Here is a 15,919-nt window from a genome sequence, read left to right as displayed (position 1 = left end):
TGAAGCATTTGCTGTATTCTTCATCGCTGACCGGAAGGTGCAAGGTGTCATTTTTTTGTGTACGGCAGAAACTTATATAAGGCCAGGATTGTCACAAACGTCAGTATTTCAGATGCAAGAAAAGATATCCACACGCCGTCGATGCCGAACCACCTGGAAAGAAGGATCGCACAGATGGTGATCGCAACGGCTCCTCGCATAACAGATCCGACGATTGCCGGCAGGCTGTCATCAACCGCTGAAAAATAAGACACCAGCAAAATGTTGATCCCGGCGAGCAGAAATCCGAGAAAATACAGTCTCATTCCACTCTGAGCATACGTGATAAGCTGAAGATTCTGTTCACTGTTAAAAATGGCGATCAGCGTATCGGTCATGCCCCATGCACAGATCACGACCAGTGCCTCTACAATCAGGCAGGTCAGGATGCCGTAGCGTAGGATTTTATGGACATCTTTGCTGTTTCCGGCACCGTAACTTTCACTGAAAAGCGGTTGTGTTCCCTGGGCGAGCCCATTAAAAACAGATACCGCAACGATTGAATAATTAGCTACCACACCGTAGGCTGCCACGCCGATATTTCCGGCAAGGTTTAACAGCAGCATATTGAAAACAGTTGTGATCACAGCTGAAGAAATTTCTCCGACAAACGCAGAAATACCAAGCTGGCAGCAGGAGAGCAGATGCCGGAAAGACGGCACAGAAAGATGCATTGCTACCTGGCTTTTTTTACCGAAAAGGTGTGTGCTGCATACACTCATGGTAACTACCGGAGAGAGGGCAGTGGCAAGAGCGGCACCTGCCAGCCCCATGTTCATCGGAAACATGAAAATATAGTCAAACACAATGTTAAACAGGCTTCCGATAATCGATGCCAGCATGGCCCTTGACGGTGCGTCATCGTTTCTGGTAAATGCCGTGAACGTATGGTTTGACATAAAAAACGGCGATCCGAGCAGAACGATTCGAAGATAAACCGTTCCAAGTTTCACAAGACTTGCATCTGCACCGAGTATTTTCAGGATATTTGCCGGAAATAAAATTCCACACAGTACAAACGGAATGCTGAATAGAATACTCCACATCAGAGACTGTCCGAAATAGCAGTCCGCATTTTTACCTTTTGATTTTATGATGCAGTATCTTGTCGCAGAACCGATTCCGATCATTGCCCCGATTGCATACAGCACGCCGTAAATCGGCAGGATCAGATTCAGAACCGTCAGACCATTCGCACCGGAATGCAGCGAAATAAAAAAAGTATCTGCCAGAATATAGATCGATATACCGATCATTCCGGCCATACTCTGAGTCACATATTTAAAAAATTTTCTGAACATAATTTTAGATTCCTTTTTCATAGTTTTGCATATGATTGATTTCTATACTGCACTAAGGATCTAAAATAGGAATATATCTTCTGTTATGAAGAAACATCATGCTATTGCCTTTCTTTTTTAAAATATTCTAACGGTTCAGTTCCACAAAGTCAATCTATTGTGTAAGGCTTTTGGCAAAGTAAAGCCAGAGGATTGAAAAGTCATATTAGCAGACATGCAAATGTTGGAAATGAACGATTATGAGGCAACAAGGCAGATACAAATGATTTTCGAAAATTAGAAAATAACCCTTTATAAAAGAGACAATATTCGATAAAATAGAACTACAGCAATTTCCCGGCACAAATCAAAGTATTTGTTGCCGGATATAAGAACAGTTACGAATCATTTACTGTTTCAATTTCAACATACAGGAGGATAAGAAAATGGCAATTCATTCAATTGATGCAGAAGATGATCAGTTTGCATACCGCTATGACACACAGCTGCTGATCGAAAGAAGAGACGAAGATCTGGATGAGGATGAAATTTCAGATTACATCACCGAACATTTCGAAGGAAACAGCCTGATCGCAGCCGGAGATGAAGATCTGGTAAAAATCCATTTCCATACAAATGAGCCATGGAAAATTTTAGAGTACTGCAACTCTGTGGGAGAAATCTTTGACATTGTCGTAGAAGATATGATCCGCCAGGCAAACGGTCAGCAGGGCTGAAAAAGATATAAAAGCAAGAGTTAATTTTCACGCATAATTCCCTCATGTTTTCACATACTATCCATACAGTGCAAAATATGGAAAAGCATGAGGAATACAGGAGGAAACAGATAAATGAAAGCTACAGGAATTGTTCGGCGTATTGATGATCTGGGAAGAATTGTCATTCCAAAAGAAATCCGCAGAACATTGAGAATCAAAGAAGGAGATCCACTGGAGATTTTCACAGACCGCGAAGGAGAAGTAATTTTAAAAAAATATTCTCAGGTCGGAGAACTTGGAAAATTTGCCGCAGAATTTGCAGAATCACTTGCACAGACGAGCGGACACGGCGTATGCATCACGGACCGCGATCAGATCGTAGCGGCAGCAGGCGGCATGAAAAAAGAATATATCGGCAAAACGATCAGCGATGTGCTTGAAAATATGATTAACGAAAGAGAATCCATTCTCGCCGGGAAAACGCCGGAGCGTCATGTAGAACTCACCAATGGGGAAAGCAAACCGGATGTACCGCAGGTGATCACACCGATCCTGTGCGGCGGCGATGCGATCGGTTCCGTGATCCTCTCCGGAAAAGACCGAAGCGTCAAAATGGGCGAAACCGAAAATGCACTTGCAAAATGTGCAGCAGGATTTATGGGAAGACAAATGGAACAGTAAAAGCGAAGGCACAGGAAAAATCCTGTGTCTTTTGTTATGGAGACGAGAAACAAATTAGAAGTTTGAGTTTATAAAGCAAAAATCTGAAAAATTGGTATCCTGATTGTACTACTCATACTTTTATGCTATGATAGAGAAAGTAATATAAATACTGAACTTTAGACAGAAGAGATTGTAAGAGGTGACGATATGGCAGTGTGCTACAAAAAGCTATGGAAAATGCTGATTGATAAAGACATGATAAAGAAAGACTTACGGTTGCAGACCGGATTCAGCTCGACAACAATGTCAAAGCTGTCCAAAGATGAAAATGTCAGCATGGATGTAATAGAGAAGATCTGTACTGTGTTAAATTGTGATGTTGGAGACATCATGGAATTTGTTCCTGATAAAAAAGAGGAACAGTAAGGAGGTACGGTAATATGGATTATTCGTATTCTTATAATGCGTCTTTGACCAGAGAACCGTTTCTTTTCTATGAAATGCGTGCTACTGCAAAGCTGATGACAGAAGGAATTTATGATGATGCTATTGTAAAAGAAATTGTAGAGCAGAATCTTTTTCAGTATCCAACGGAAAAATCCATTACACGAATGGCAAAAGCCTGTATTAAACGGCTTCATGCATTGGAAGATGATTCGCTGGTTTCTGCGATTGCGTCACAGCCAACAGATGTAGCAAAACAAATTTGTCTGTATGCGTTAATGAAACAGAGCCGACTGGTCTGGGAATTTATGCTGACAGTTATTGGCGAGAAATATCGCTTAAGGGACATGTCTTTTGGTAAGATAGACTTGAATACATTTTTTATGCGTTTGCAGGAACAGAATGATACAGTAGCTTCCTGGAGCGATACTACAATAACAAAGTTAAAGCAGATTATTGCCAGAGTTCTTGTTGAAACAGAATATCTCGACAACCTCAAGGCAGATCATTTGAATCCAGTATGGCTGCATCCTGTTTTGGAGAATGCCATCAGAAGCAATGGCGACACGGCGATACTGCCAGCGTTTAATTGCTTTTCTTAGGAGGTAGCCAATGAGTGACATAAAAGAACGCCTGGACAAGGTTCGGGCATTGATCCAGGAATCGGAGTTTCTGGAAGGCAAGGGACTCAGCAATGAGGTGAATATCAGAATATTTTGTTATGAACCGGAGAATGAAATGGTTGTCCGCCATTTTGTGAATCAGCTGGAAACCGATCAGTCTTTAGATTGCCATTTGATAGTTTGTAATTTATATAAAACATTTCTCTCTATTTGCGATGATATGGATATTACAGATGCGATTTCCGATATGGAAGAAGCTGACGGAAGTGCATATCTTTTGGAGCAGCTTAACTCTGCAATCGGTAATGGAGAGTTCATTGATAAAATCCAGTATGAGCCACATAAACAAGGCGATGTGCTGATGCTGACAGGTGTGGGCGAAGTATTTCCATTTATGAGAATCCATACTTTACTGGAAGCCTTGCAACCATACTTTTCGGAGGTTCCGATTTTGGTGATGTATCCGGGCGAGTTTGATGGCCGTCGTGTAAAACTGTTCAGTCGTCTCACACCAAATGATTATTACCGGGCATTCAATGTCATAGATTAAGGGGGATAAAGCCATGATGATTCGAGATATGTTTGCGGATGATATCAATCGCAAAATCAATGGTGTAATTAAAGTTGACCAGGCTGCTGACGATGTGATAGAGCAGGAATTAAATGAATATGTCATCACCAGAGAATTGAAGAAACACTTTATCACTTTCTTCAACTATTATGGGGATGCTTTTGACCAACCTACCGCCGATATGGGCGTTTGGATTTCCGGTTTCTTTGGAAGTGGTAAATCTCATTTCCTGAAAATGCTTTCTTATCTTCTGAAAAATAAAGAGATAAAAGGCATACGCAGCGTAGAGCGTTTCCGTAAAAAATTTGAGGACGATCCGGCAACCTTTATGTTGATTGACCGTGCTACAAAAGGACCGACAGAGACCATTCTTTTTAATATTGATATTGAAGGATTCAGCAATAAAGATAAGACGGCGGTTCTTCGTGTTTTTGCAAAAATGTTCTATAACCATCTGGGATTTTACGGTGAAAATCTGAAAGTCGCGATGATGGAGCGTTATATTGAACAGCAGGGTAAGACCGAGGAGTTCCGCAGAGTTTTTGAAGAAAGGAAAGGCAAGTCCTGGCTGGAAATGCGGCGTGCTTTTGCGTTCAATGGCAAGTTCATTATCCCGACGTTGATGGAAGTTCTGGATATGAGCGAGGATGATGCCAGAGCATGGTTCAATGACAAGACTGCAACGGAAATTTCTATTGCACAGCTTGTAGAAGATATGAAAGCCTATGTGGATACCAAGCCTGCCAACTTTCGTCTGCTGTTTATGATTGATGAGGTTGGTCAGTATGTAGGCACGGATACCGATATGCTTTTGAATCTCCAGTCTCTGACTGAAAAAATCGGAAGTGAATGCGAAGGTAAGATTTGGGTGATTTGTACAGGGCAGGAAGCGATTGATGAAATCATCAAAGTTCGTGCAGATGAGTTCTCGCGTATTCAGGCTCGTTTCAAAACAAGATTGAGCTTATCTTCCTCTTCTGTGGATGAAGTTATACAGAAGCGTATTCTGAAAAAGAAACCAGAAGCAGCGAAAGACCTGGAAGGTGTTTATGAGCAGAATGATTCTGTTCTGCGTAATTTGTTCAGCTTCAGCGGCTCCATTTTGGATATTAAAGGTTATTCCGGTTCGAGGGAATTTACAGAGAACTTCCCGTTCGTGCCATATCAGTTCATCATCATGCAGAAGGTATTTGCCGAGATCCGCAAGCATGGAAATTCCGGCAAGCATCTGTCTGGTGGTGAGCGTTCTATGCTGTCAGGCTTCCAGGAAGCTGCACAGAAAATTCAGGAGAAGGATGAATACGCACTTGTCCCGTTCTTCCGTTTTTATGATACCGTACATACTTTCCTGGACGGTTCTATCCGCCGAGTAATTGAGCGTTGCCAGAAAGCTGCCGATAATGGCGATGGCATCGAACAGCAGGATGTAGATGTACTGAAACTTCTGTACCTGATTCGATATATTGATGATATTCCTTCCAATCTGGACAATATCGTTATCCTCATGGCAGACGATATTCGTGTAGATAAGATTATCATGCGTGAAGCTGTCCGTGGATGTCTTGACCGTCTGATGAGCCAGAACTATATTGGCAGAACCGGAGATATTTATAACTTCCTGACCGACGAGGAACAGGATATTCAGCGGGAAATCAGAGATACCAATGTGGATACTGCTTCTATCGTGGAGCGTATCGCTCAGGCGATTTATGGTGATATTTTTAAAACGAGTAAATTTCGTTATGGAAAATATGATTTTGCCTTTGATAAGATGGTAGATGGAATTTCAGTGGGTGTATCAACTGGAGGTATGTGTTTACGGTTCCTGACAGTGGCAACAGATGCCATTGAAAAAACCGATTACCGCCTGATGACAGAATCCAAAGGAAATGAAGCAATTGTTGTTTTGGCAGATACACCTTACTATGAATCGTTGGAATTGGCTATGAAGATTCGTAAGTATGTAAAGCAGAGAAACGTAAGCCAGCTTCCAAAGCCTGTTCAGAAAATTATTGAAAATCAACAAGATGAAGCCGGAAAATATGAGTTGAGTGCCATGACCGAATTGCAAAATGCCATTGAAAAGGCACAGTTTTATGTGGACGGCGAACATCTGGAAATCAAAGCCGGAAATGCCAAGAGTAAGATTGATCAGTCTCTTGAATATCTGGTAGCTCATGTATATAGCAAACTTGATTTAATCACAGAAAATGCAGGCAGTGATGCGGATATTATTGCAATTTTGACAGGTACAGTAACAGCACTTCCGGGTATGGAACCGAATCGTGACGCTGCCTCTGCTATGGAAGAATATCTGGAAATGCAGGATGCAAAGAAACTTCCGACTTCTATGGCTGATGTTCAGAGCAAGTACAGTGCGATTCCATATGGCTGGAAAGAGATCGATATTGCTGCGGTTGCGGCACAGCTCATTTATTCCCAGAAAGTAACGATTAAGTATGCAGGAAATACCATTCAGCCGGATGATCCGAAACTGCCGGATATGCTCCGCAAAAAGAGTGAAATCGGTAAGACTTCTATAAGCAAGAGAAAAACTATTTCCGCTACGATGATGCGTGATGTAAAAGCAATGCTCCGAGAGTATTTTGACATCATGGATGTACCGGATGATGAGGATGGTCTGATTCGTTTTGCAACTGAGAAATTCAGCGAACAGAGAGACTACTATGCTTCTCTGGATGCTCGTTATGAAGGACATAAATACCCAGATCGTATATTGGTGCAGGAAGCGATTCATCTGATGGACGATGTTCTTTCCCAGAGGAAAGATAATATTGCACTGATTGAGCGTGTACTGAAAAAAGAAGATGATCTTTTTGATAATAAAGAAGCTATGAGCAACGGCATTGAGAATTTCTTCAAGACACAGGTAACGGTATTTGATCAGGCAGTACAGTTTGAAAAATCTTTACGTGACGATCTTGACCGTATTGCGGAAAATGAGGAAGCACACAAGGCACTGAATACGATTCGTTTGATTACTATGGTCCAGACTGGAAGCAAGTTCAATTATAGTCGGATTCGTGAACTGAATCCGTTGATGGAAACGGTTCGTACTGCCCATGATAAGATGCTGGAAGAAAAACGTGCGGAGGTTCTGGAAACGGTTCGTCAGTGTATGGAAGCAACGCACACGGTTGCTAACGGTGATATAAAGGTATCTCATTTGATTGAAAAATCAGATCGGTATTTCAGTCAGTGCAAAGAGAAAATCGCAGAATTAAAGAGCCTCGCCCTTCTGGATGCCATGTTCCTGCCGATGTGCCAGTACAAGGATGATACGGTCAGCAACATCGAAAGGCTTCTTATGCCTCCGACACAAAAGCCGCAGGTACAGTCGAAGCCGACTTCTTCAGAATCAAAATCGGCTCCGGTCAGGAAAAAGGTGGTTCGTGCTTACAGTCGTCAGGTTGTGTTCCAGGCAAAAACCTTACAGACAGATACGGATATTGATGATTATGTAGAAAAAATTCGTTCACAGCTGAAACAATTGTTGAAAAATTGCGACGAAATTCGGTTAAACTAAAATCATAATAAGTTTGAGGGATTCAGGAGGTTTATATGTGGATTAAAGAGATAACAATTTCAAATTATAAATCGATTCGTGAAATGAATATAAAATTTCAGCCGGGCGTTAATTTGCTGATAGGGGATAATGGAGTCGGAAAAACATCTGTTTTGGAAGCAATCACCGTTGCACTTGGTGACTTTATGAACGGAATATCAGGAGTGTCAAAAAAAAGAATTTTAACAAGTGATGTCAGAATGGATACAAAAATGATTTCAGATGTATCACAGGGAATTATTTATTGTACACCAATTACGATTAAATCGACATTTGATACAGAAGAAGGAATAAAACAAGGAGAAGTGACCAGACGGGATGAAACTGCAAAGTCAAAAACAAGATTTATTGGGAAAGAGGTTTCTGATTATGCAAACAGAAAAGTAAATGATTTGTCTGAAGAACTCCCTTTGTTTTGCTATTACAGTACATCCAGGCTTGCACCGCCTAAAAGAGAAAATTTTGGAACAGCCAGTAAAAATAAATTGAATGACAGAAGATGTGGATATATTGGCTGTATGGAAAATAATCTGGATATTAAAGCTCTAAAAGCATGGTGTCTTAAGATGGAAATGCTTGCTTTTCAAAAGCAAAAACCGATTGCAGAGTATCAGTCATTCAAAGAGATAGTAGCGAATTTTATGTGGAAGATGAATGAGCTTGAAGAAAAGCCGGAAGTGATGTATTCAAGAGCATTTGAAGATATTGTTTATATAGAAAACGGAGAAACCATACCGGTTAATTATTTAAGTGCCGGATATCAGTCGTTATTATGGATGGTTATGGATATGGCTTTTCGAATGGCGAATTTAAATCCGGAGAAACTATCTCTAAATCAGTGCGAAGGAATTGTATTGATTGATGAGATAGATATGCATCTGCATCCGAAGTGGCAGTGGAAAATTGTTGAGTCATTACAAGAATGTTTCCCGAAAATACAGTTTATACTTGCCACACATTCGCCTATCATTATTTCTTCCTGTAAAAATGCTGCTTTACTGGAAATTGACCGTGACCAGACAATTTCAGAATTATCGGATGCTTATGCATATTCTGTGGCAGATGTGCTTGCATATCGCCAGGGAAGTTCTGGAATCCCGGACAAGTTAAAAGATTTGTCAAGAAAATTCGAAGTAGAAGTGAATGCAAAGAAATACGAAGCAGCCAGGGAAATTCTTCGTAACATGAAAAGAGAATATGGGGCAGAAAACAGTCTGGTAAAAAAAGGGCGATTTACATTAAGAATGGCAGGGATGAATCTCGATGATTTACATTAAGAAAAGAGAGCCGACAAAAGGTGTGCAGGAAGAACTGAAAGAGAAAGCAGAATCACCTGAATGGCAGAATATATCAGAAACAGATACCGCTGCTATGCGAGGAATTTTTGATCAGTTATCATGTAAAAGAGAAATTCGACAGTGCCTTTTAGAAGAACAGCACTATCTATGTGCCTATTGTATGAGCAGCATTGAGAATAAAGAATTGCATATGTCGATTGAGCACTTAGTTCCACTGAGCAAATGTAAAGAAAAAGTGTTAGATTATCGTAATTATCTTGGCGTTTGCAGAGGTGGAGCGGATCTTCCGCGAAATAGAAGCAGATGTATTTGCTGTGATGCAAGTAAAGGAAATCAAGAGCTTCAAAGTGTTAATCCATTTGATGAAACACAAATGAATCAGATCAGATATTTATCGGATGGGACCATTTATTATGAACAAAGAAACACCGACAGTGAAGAGTATGTAAAATCCATGAAAAGCGACCTGTTTCAGATCTTGAAGCTAAATGGAGAATATGACCAGGCAACAGGAGTGGTGAAACGAGATACAAAGACATCTCTGGTGAAAAATCGAAAAGATGCCTATGAAGAATGTGAGAACTACATATTAGAGTTGTCTGAACAGGGAGTTTTAACGAAAGAACAGTTGGAGCGTGATTTGCAGAACATTTTGGAAAAAGAACATTATGAGGCATATGATGGAGTTCGTATATTTTTATTGAAGAGGGCATACGAAAATTTGAAAGAAGAAAACGTATAAGAAAAGCCTGAAAAGTTACGATGAAATCAAGCTGACTTAAGAAAGATATGGCGAAATGATGGATGATTATGAAAATAAAGAGAAAGTGGAAACTAAGAATAATTTAAATGAGGATAATTTCAGAAAAAAGAAATCTTCGCAGCAACAAATGCAAAGTCTCTTAGAACCTGTGGGGAAGAATATAAATGCTGTTGCTAAAATACAGCAAAGTACAAAGAAGATATTAGAGCCATTGCAGCCAATGCTGCAAATGCAGACTAATAGTAGTTTAATGCGTGATATGTATAAGAGACAGATAGAAGCATCGTCATCTGCTTTTATAAGAAAACAAATAGAAGAAATGTCGAATATTTTAAAAAAGACATTTATTAAAAATTTTGATACTGGCGTAATATCTGAGGCTGCTCGTATGATGATGCGAGAAATTTCAGAGGCAATACAAAGGATCAAAATACCGGATATTTCTGCTGAACACAAACAGGAAATTATAGAAGCGTATAAGGCATGGGGAATCTATGGTTGGACGATTGATCCAGAGGCCAGTATAAAAGCATTCAGTTATAATCCTGGTGATAAAAAAACAGCAGACAATATTGCACTGAAAAGATATTCGAAAGAAAAAATGGAACAGATTTTTGAAATGATACGTGAAAGCAAGCGAGTGAAGAAATTAGATTTTGAAGAGGCTGTTTTCGATTATCAACATAAACAGTATAAATCTTGTGCACTTATTTTATTTTCGTTAATTGATGCTCTTTTGATTAGATTACAGAAAAAATCAAATTTAGATGGAAAAAGACGTAAAGTTGGGTTGGGTGCTGTGAATGCAGCACAAAAACGTACGGAGACAGATTTAAATACAGAATTATTTTTTACACATATGTTTTGTACAAATCTTTTTGTTTGCCTTGGAAAGGTATTTGAAGGAGGAAAAGATTTTAAAAATCAGCCAGATGTAATAAACAGAAATTTTCTTGGTCATGGAATGATGACAAAGCAAGTTAGAAAAAAGGATTGTATTCAGTTGTTTTTATTGTATTACAATACGCTCGAATTACTTGATATGATTTATTAAAAGGATAAATATTATGGATAAAAATGCGATAAAAAAATTTGCTGTCTGGGCAAGGACAGAGCTGATCGCCCGTGTTTCCCTGAAAGGCGTGGAATACGGTATCACAGAGGATAACATTGAGGACGCAAATGCGGACAGCGTTGGAGGTAAAGTTTTTACAGCCAATGAAAAGAGGCAGCGTCAGGCTTTGATTGACGAGATTAACGATAAAGGATATAAGCAGGTCATGGAGGAGGTTGCCTATACTTGGTTTAACCGTTTTTCTGCTCTGCGTTTCATGGAAGTCAACAGTTATCTTCCTTCCCATGTGCGTGTATTTACGGACGAGGAAAACAACTTTAAGCCGCAGATTATAACCGAAGCCATTCATCTGGATTTGGATGGACTTAATATGGAAAAGATCTATGAACTGAAAGAAGCCGAAAAGACGGAAGAACTGTATAAATATCTGCTGATCGTACAGTGTAACGCTTTGAACAAGATTCTGCCGGGAATGTTTCAGAAGATTGCAGATTACACGGAACTTCTTCTGCCGGACAATCTGCTCCGTGAAGGCAGTGTTATTCAGCAGATGATTGAGCTGATACCGGAGGATGACTGGAAGGATGCTGTCCAGATTATCGGATGGTTGTATCAGTATTATAACAGTGAGAAAAAAGATGATGTTTTTGCAGCACTGAAAAAGAATGTGAAAATCACAAAAGAAAACATCCCTGCAGCAACCCAGCTTTTCACACCGGACTGGATTGTTCGCTACATGGTAGAGAACAGCCTTGGTCGTTTATGGCTGGAGGGACACCCGGATGTGAAAGATCAGCTTCTTCCGACAGAGGAAGAGCAGTCTTCCTATGCTGCCGGAAACCGTGACCCGGAAGATACCAAATGGCATTACTATCTGGAAGAAGCCGAGCAGGAGTCAGAAGTGCAGGCACAGCTTGCAGAGATTCGCAAAGAATACGCCGCATTGACACCGGATCAGTTGAAAGTCATTGACCCATGCTCCGGTTCCGGTCATATTCTTGCATATATGTTTGATGTGCTGATGAAGATTTATGAATCCTACGGCTATACCACCCGTGAAGCGGTGGCAAGCATTGTGGAGAACAATCTTTACGGTCTGGATATTGATGACCGTGCGGCACAGCTGGCTTACTTTGCGGTAATGATGAAAGCCCGTCAGTATGACCGACGATTCTTCAGCCGTGGTACTCAACCTCATGTATATGCTATTGTGGAAAGCGGACATACAGATAAAGATGGGGAAAAACATAAAAATTATGATGAATATGCACTTGAATATTTTTGTAATGGTGATATGAAGCTCACAGTTGCTATGGATACCATTATCAATGAACTGCACGATGCAAAAGAGTATGGTTCGATTCTGAACGTCACGCCGCAGGATTGGGCTGCACTGTATGATCGTTTTGCTGAGATTACAGAAGATATAAATATGTCCCGTGAAACGGCATTAAGAGAATTACTGCCGTTGGTGCAGGTGGCAGAAGCACTGGCACAGGAATATGATGTGGTTGTGACAAATCCGCCGTATATGGGTAGCAATAATATGGGGATAACCCTGAGTTCTTTTGTAAAGACTAATTATCCAAACTCAAAGTCGGATATGAGTACAGTGTTTATGGAACTATGCCAGCATCGTTGTAAACATAATGGAATGTATGCAATGATTAACATTCCAGTTTGGATGACACAAAGTAGTTTTTCTGCTTTAAGAAGAAATTTACTGGGTAGTGCAACATTTGTGAATATGCTGCATTTTGGGAGAGGTGTTTTTGGCTCTGATTTTGGAACAACTGCATTTGTTGTACGAAATGGATTAGAAAAAGATTATACAGCAACTTATAGGAGACTATTTGAAGGATTAACGCAAGTTGATTCGATTGACGTTAAAGAAAATTGGTTCTTTGAAGGAAAAAGTATTTATCATGCAAAGCAACATTTGTATGACAAAATAGATGGTTTGCCGATTGCTTATTGGGTAACAAAGGGGCAAGTTGCAGCTTTTGATTTTCCAGCATTAAATACTTTGGCTGAACCAAGACAGGGATTTGCGACGGGTGACAATGAACGATTTCTGCGTTTTTGGCAAGAAGTTGATTTCTCTCATGCCTGTTTTTCTTGTAAAAATAGAGATGAAGCTAAACAAAGTGAAAAGCGTTGGTTCCCATGCAATAAAGGCGGTGCATTTCGACGTTGGTATGGTAACAATGAGAGATTTGTGAATTGGGAAAACGACGGAGCTGAAATGATAGATTTTTCTGGATCAGTAATAAGAAATCCATCATATTATTTTAGGCAGGGAATGACATGGAGCACTGCTACCATGAGCAAACTTTCGATGCGTTATAGTCCTGTTGGTTTTTTATTTGAATCTAAAGGATCAGTATGTTTTCCAATAGATAACCAAAATCTGAGCTATTTATTGGCATTATTAAATACCAAGATAGTAGAAAAATTATTGCTTGTATTAGCACCAACCGTTGATTATCATGAGGGACCGCTTGGTAGAATCCCGGTTATTGTATCGAAAGAGTATTTTGCGGAAGTATCTCGCTTGTCTGAACAGTGTGTTAGTTTAGCAAGATACGATTGGAACTCTTTTGAAATTTCATGGGACTTCCAGCGACATCCATTACTGAAATATTCCGTATTTACTCCGCAGATGGCTGTTAAAGAAGAAGCTAACGGCTATCTTACAATGAATGGTATTGCGGACGCATACCGTCATTGGGAACAGGTATGCAATGACCGTTTCAACCAGCTGAAAGCCAATGAGGAAGAACTGAACCGTATTTTCATTGATATTTACGGCTTGCAGGATGAACTAACACCGGAGGTTGAGGATAAGGATGTCACTGTCCGCAAGGCGGACCTTGGCAGAGATATTCGTTCTTTTATTTCCTATGCGGTTGGCTGTATGTTGGGTCGCTATTCTCTGGATGTGGACGGACTTGCTTATGCAGGTGGCGAATGGGATGCCGGCAAATATGCTTCTTTTTCTGTTGATAAGGATAACATTATCCCAATTTGTGACGATGAATACTTCGAGGATGATATTGTCGGTCTGTTCGTGGAGTTTGTGAAAACCGTTTACGGTGCAGATACTTTAGATGAAAACCTGAAATTTATTGCTTATGCACTGGGCGGTAAAGGTCAACCGAAAGATGTGATTCGGAATTATTTCCTGAATGATTTTTACAAAGATCATTGTAAGACTTACCAGAAACGTCCGATTTACTGGCTGTTTGACAGCGGCAAGAAGAACGGTTTCAAGTGCCTGATTTATATACATCGCTATCAGCCGGACACTATTGCTCGGATTCGTACCGATTATGTACATGAACAGCAGGCTCGTTATCGCACTGCTATTGCCGATCTGGAACAGCGTATTGCCAATGCTTCCACAGGTGAACGGGTGAAGTTAAAAAAGAAATTGACTGCTTTACAGGCACAGGATACAGAGCTTAGAATTTATGAGGAAAAGATTCATCACCTTGCCGATCAGATGATTTCAATTGACCTGGACGATGGCGTGAAGAAAAATTATGCAATTTTCCAAGATGTTTTGGCTAAAATAAAGTAAGTAAGGGGGGAACAGTATGAGTGATGAAATCAATATGACGATTTCTATCCCCACAGATGCTGATGGCTATGTTCTTTTGCGATGCGAGCATTGTGGCACATATTTTAAGGGAACTCCTTCTGATTTAAAGGATGACGGAGTGCTCCATATATTTTGCCCAAGTTGCGGTTTAATAAGCGAAAATTATGTTACTGAGGATGTACTTGAACTTGCCATGAAAATGGCGAAGAATGCCGTTAAGGATATGATTTATAATGAATTCAAAAAAATGGAACGGCATAGCACAAGAGGAATCATTACATTCAAGACTGGAAAACGTCCGAAGCATGAAAATGAAGATCCTATTCGTTCAGGAATAGAAGCAATGGAAATTTGTAAATTTCCATGTTGTAAGCGTACTGCGAAAATTAAACCATTATTAAAGATGACGGGTGCATATTGCCCGTTTTGTGGGGTGAAAAATTATGAAATTGAATAGAAAAGAATTGCGAAAAATTCAATATGATTTTAACAGCTACTCTAATCGACTACTTCAGGCAAATTATGAAGATTATGCTGATGTTCTTAGAAAATTTATGAACTACATAGATAGCACTCCGATTATAAGTGATTACATCTATGGTTGCGGCAGTTGTGATTGGAATTTAGAAGAAGAAATTAAAAAAGTACGAGGATCATATGGACGTTTGATTTTGTCGTTGGGTGAAAATGATGGAGAGGAAATACGAAATGTGTACGCTGTTTTAAAATACTTAGTAGAAAATAACAGCCATGTATATTGCGATATTGCCATGGGATATTCTTCTTCATCTAAATGGCAGGATAAGATCAAAGGTTTTAATGAACGATTTGTTATGGTGTTGATTCGCCATGTGGAAAGCTATTTAACGAAAGTAGGTATTGATATGGGAATAGATGAAAAGAATATTTATAATGTGACAGTGCAAAATGGTCAAGCTATTATTGCAAATGATAATTCGTCTGTTACGGCAACTACAAATATCGGGGCAACAGCAAACGATATAGAACAGTTGATTGCCGCAGTTAGAACGAAGATGGACACTCTTACGTCAGATGAAGATAAAGAAGCTGCATCTGAAAGCCTGGAAGTTATAGAAGCAGAAGTTATATCTGAAAAGCCAAAGAAATCTATGATAAAGACGGCAATAGCTTCGTTACAAGCTATAAAAGGAACTGTCGAATTTGGATCGGCAGTTGCGGCTTTGATTCAATTTGTTGGACCAATGCTATCGTAACAACGGTTAAAACTGTAAA

The 15,919-nt window shown here is 39.9% G+C and carries 13 protein-coding genes; 12 read left to right on the top strand and 1 reads right to left on the bottom strand.

Going from position 1 to position 15,919, the window contains the following annotated elements:
- Positions 1-47: 47 nt before the first annotated feature.
- Positions 48-1,340, bottom strand: a complete 1,293-nt coding sequence (locus GPK60_RS07295; RefSeq protein WP_215659174.1) for an MATE family efflux transporter — start codon at positions 1,338-1,340, stop codon at positions 48-50.
- A gap of 425 nt (positions 1,341-1,765) precedes the next feature.
- Here GPK60_RS07295 and GPK60_RS07290 point away from each other — a divergent pair, with 425 nt between their 5' ends.
- The 12 genes from GPK60_RS07290 to GPK60_RS07235 all read left to right on the top strand — a co-directional run bounded on the left by GPK60_RS07290 (position 1,766) and on the right by GPK60_RS07235 (position 15,900).
- A complete protein-coding gene (locus GPK60_RS07290; protein WP_022118072.1) occupies positions 1,766-2,056 on the top strand; it encodes a hypothetical protein in 291 nt (96 codons plus the stop codon).
- Between the two features lie 114 nt (positions 2,057-2,170).
- Positions 2,171-2,719 (top strand): stage V sporulation protein T, encoded by a 549-nt coding sequence (gene spoVT, locus GPK60_RS07285; protein WP_022118073.1) that lies wholly within the window; start codon positions 2,171-2,173, stop codon positions 2,717-2,719.
- A 189-nt stretch (positions 2,720-2,908) separates the two neighbouring features.
- Positions 2,909-3,127, top strand: coding sequence for a helix-turn-helix transcriptional regulator (locus GPK60_RS07280; RefSeq protein ID WP_215659173.1), 219 nt, complete (start codon positions 2,909-2,911; stop codon positions 3,125-3,127).
- A gap of 14 nt (positions 3,128-3,141) precedes the next feature.
- Complete coding sequence (locus GPK60_RS07275; RefSeq protein ID WP_215659172.1) at positions 3,142-3,747, top strand: DUF1819 family protein; 606 nt, start codon at positions 3,142-3,144, stop codon at positions 3,745-3,747.
- 10 nt (positions 3,748-3,757) lie between these two features.
- Positions 3,758-4,318: a DUF1788 domain-containing protein gene (locus tag GPK60_RS07270; RefSeq protein ID WP_215659171.1), complete on the top strand. Its 561-nt coding sequence runs from the start codon at positions 3,758-3,760 to the stop codon at positions 4,316-4,318.
- Between the two features lie 13 nt (positions 4,319-4,331).
- Entirely contained in the window at positions 4,332-7,886 is a 3,555-nt protein-coding gene (brxC, locus tag GPK60_RS07265) for a BREX system P-loop protein BrxC (protein ID WP_215659170.1), read from the top strand.
- A gap of 35 nt (positions 7,887-7,921) precedes the next feature.
- Positions 7,922-9,202 (top strand): AAA family ATPase, encoded by a 1,281-nt coding sequence (locus tag GPK60_RS07260; protein WP_215659169.1) that lies wholly within the window; start codon positions 7,922-7,924, stop codon positions 9,200-9,202.
- The gene (locus tag GPK60_RS07255; protein WP_215659168.1) at positions 9,189-9,965 is read left to right on the top strand and encodes a hypothetical protein; all 777 of its coding nucleotides are present in this window, start codon (positions 9,189-9,191) and stop codon (positions 9,963-9,965) included. Before GPK60_RS07260 ends, GPK60_RS07255 begins: the two co-directional genes overlap by 14 nt.
- A 55-nt stretch (positions 9,966-10,020) precedes the next feature.
- The gene (locus tag GPK60_RS07250) at positions 10,021-11,040 is read left to right on the top strand and encodes a hypothetical protein (RefSeq protein WP_215659167.1); all 1,020 of its coding nucleotides are present in this window, start codon (positions 10,021-10,023) and stop codon (positions 11,038-11,040) included.
- A 13-nt stretch (positions 11,041-11,053) separates the two neighbouring features.
- A complete protein-coding gene (gene pglX / locus GPK60_RS07245; RefSeq protein WP_215659166.1) occupies positions 11,054-14,644 on the top strand; it encodes a BREX-1 system adenine-specific DNA-methyltransferase PglX in 3,591 nt (1,196 codons plus the stop codon).
- A 16-nt stretch (positions 14,645-14,660) separates the two neighbouring features.
- Positions 14,661-15,122 carry a TFIIB-type zinc ribbon-containing protein gene (locus GPK60_RS07240; RefSeq protein WP_215659165.1) on the top strand — a complete coding sequence of 154 codons (462 nt, stop codon included), beginning with the start codon at positions 14,661-14,663 and terminating at the stop codon, positions 15,120-15,122.
- Positions 15,109-15,900: a hypothetical protein gene (locus tag GPK60_RS07235; protein WP_215659164.1), complete on the top strand. Its 792-nt coding sequence runs from the start codon at positions 15,109-15,111 to the stop codon at positions 15,898-15,900. The genes GPK60_RS07240 and GPK60_RS07235 overlap by 14 nt, the downstream gene beginning before the upstream one ends.
- Positions 15,901-15,919: the final 19 nt, after the last annotated feature.

The organism is Ruminococcus sp. MCC718 (assembly GCF_018783905.1).
GTDB classification, from domain to species: Bacteria; Bacillota; Clostridia; order Lachnospirales; family Lachnospiraceae; genus Hominisplanchenecus; species Hominisplanchenecus faecis.
Note: the sequence above shows the minus strand (reverse complement) of the source record. Positions and strands in the feature narration are given on the sequence as shown.

What these genes read in the sequence shown, in the direction of transcription:
- brxC (WP_215659170.1), top strand. Translation starts at nt 4,332, where the DNA reads ATGATGATTCGAGATATGTTTGCGGATGATATCAATCGCAAAATCAAT.
- GPK60_RS07235 (WP_215659164.1), top strand. Translation starts at nt 15,109, where the DNA reads ATGAAATTGAATAGAAAAGAATTGCGAAAAATTCAATATGATTTTAAC.
- GPK60_RS07270 (WP_215659171.1), top strand. Translation starts at nt 3,758, where the DNA reads ATGAGTGACATAAAAGAACGCCTGGACAAGGTTCGGGCATTGATCCAG.
- GPK60_RS07255 (WP_215659168.1), top strand. Translation starts at nt 9,189, where the DNA reads ATGATTTACATTAAGAAAAGAGAGCCGACAAAAGGTGTGCAGGAAGAA.
- GPK60_RS07275 (WP_215659172.1), top strand. Translation starts at nt 3,142, where the DNA reads ATGGATTATTCGTATTCTTATAATGCGTCTTTGACCAGAGAACCGTTT.
- GPK60_RS07240 (WP_215659165.1), top strand. Translation starts at nt 14,661, where the DNA reads ATGAGTGATGAAATCAATATGACGATTTCTATCCCCACAGATGCTGAT.
- GPK60_RS07290 (WP_022118072.1), top strand. Translation starts at nt 1,766, where the DNA reads ATGGCAATTCATTCAATTGATGCAGAAGATGATCAGTTTGCATACCGC.
- GPK60_RS07280 (WP_215659173.1), top strand. Translation starts at nt 2,909, where the DNA reads ATGGCAGTGTGCTACAAAAAGCTATGGAAAATGCTGATTGATAAAGAC.
- GPK60_RS07295 (WP_215659174.1), bottom strand. Translation starts at nt 1,340, where the DNA reads ATGTTCAGAAAATTTTTTAAATATGTGACTCAGAGTATGGCCGGAATG.
- GPK60_RS07260 (WP_215659169.1), top strand. Translation starts at nt 7,922, where the DNA reads ATGTGGATTAAAGAGATAACAATTTCAAATTATAAATCGATTCGTGAA.
- GPK60_RS07250 (WP_215659167.1), top strand. Translation starts at nt 10,021, where the DNA reads ATGATGGATGATTATGAAAATAAAGAGAAAGTGGAAACTAAGAATAAT.
- pglX (WP_215659166.1), top strand. Translation starts at nt 11,054, where the DNA reads ATGGATAAAAATGCGATAAAAAAATTTGCTGTCTGGGCAAGGACAGAG.
- spoVT (WP_022118073.1), top strand. Translation starts at nt 2,171, where the DNA reads ATGAAAGCTACAGGAATTGTTCGGCGTATTGATGATCTGGGAAGAATT.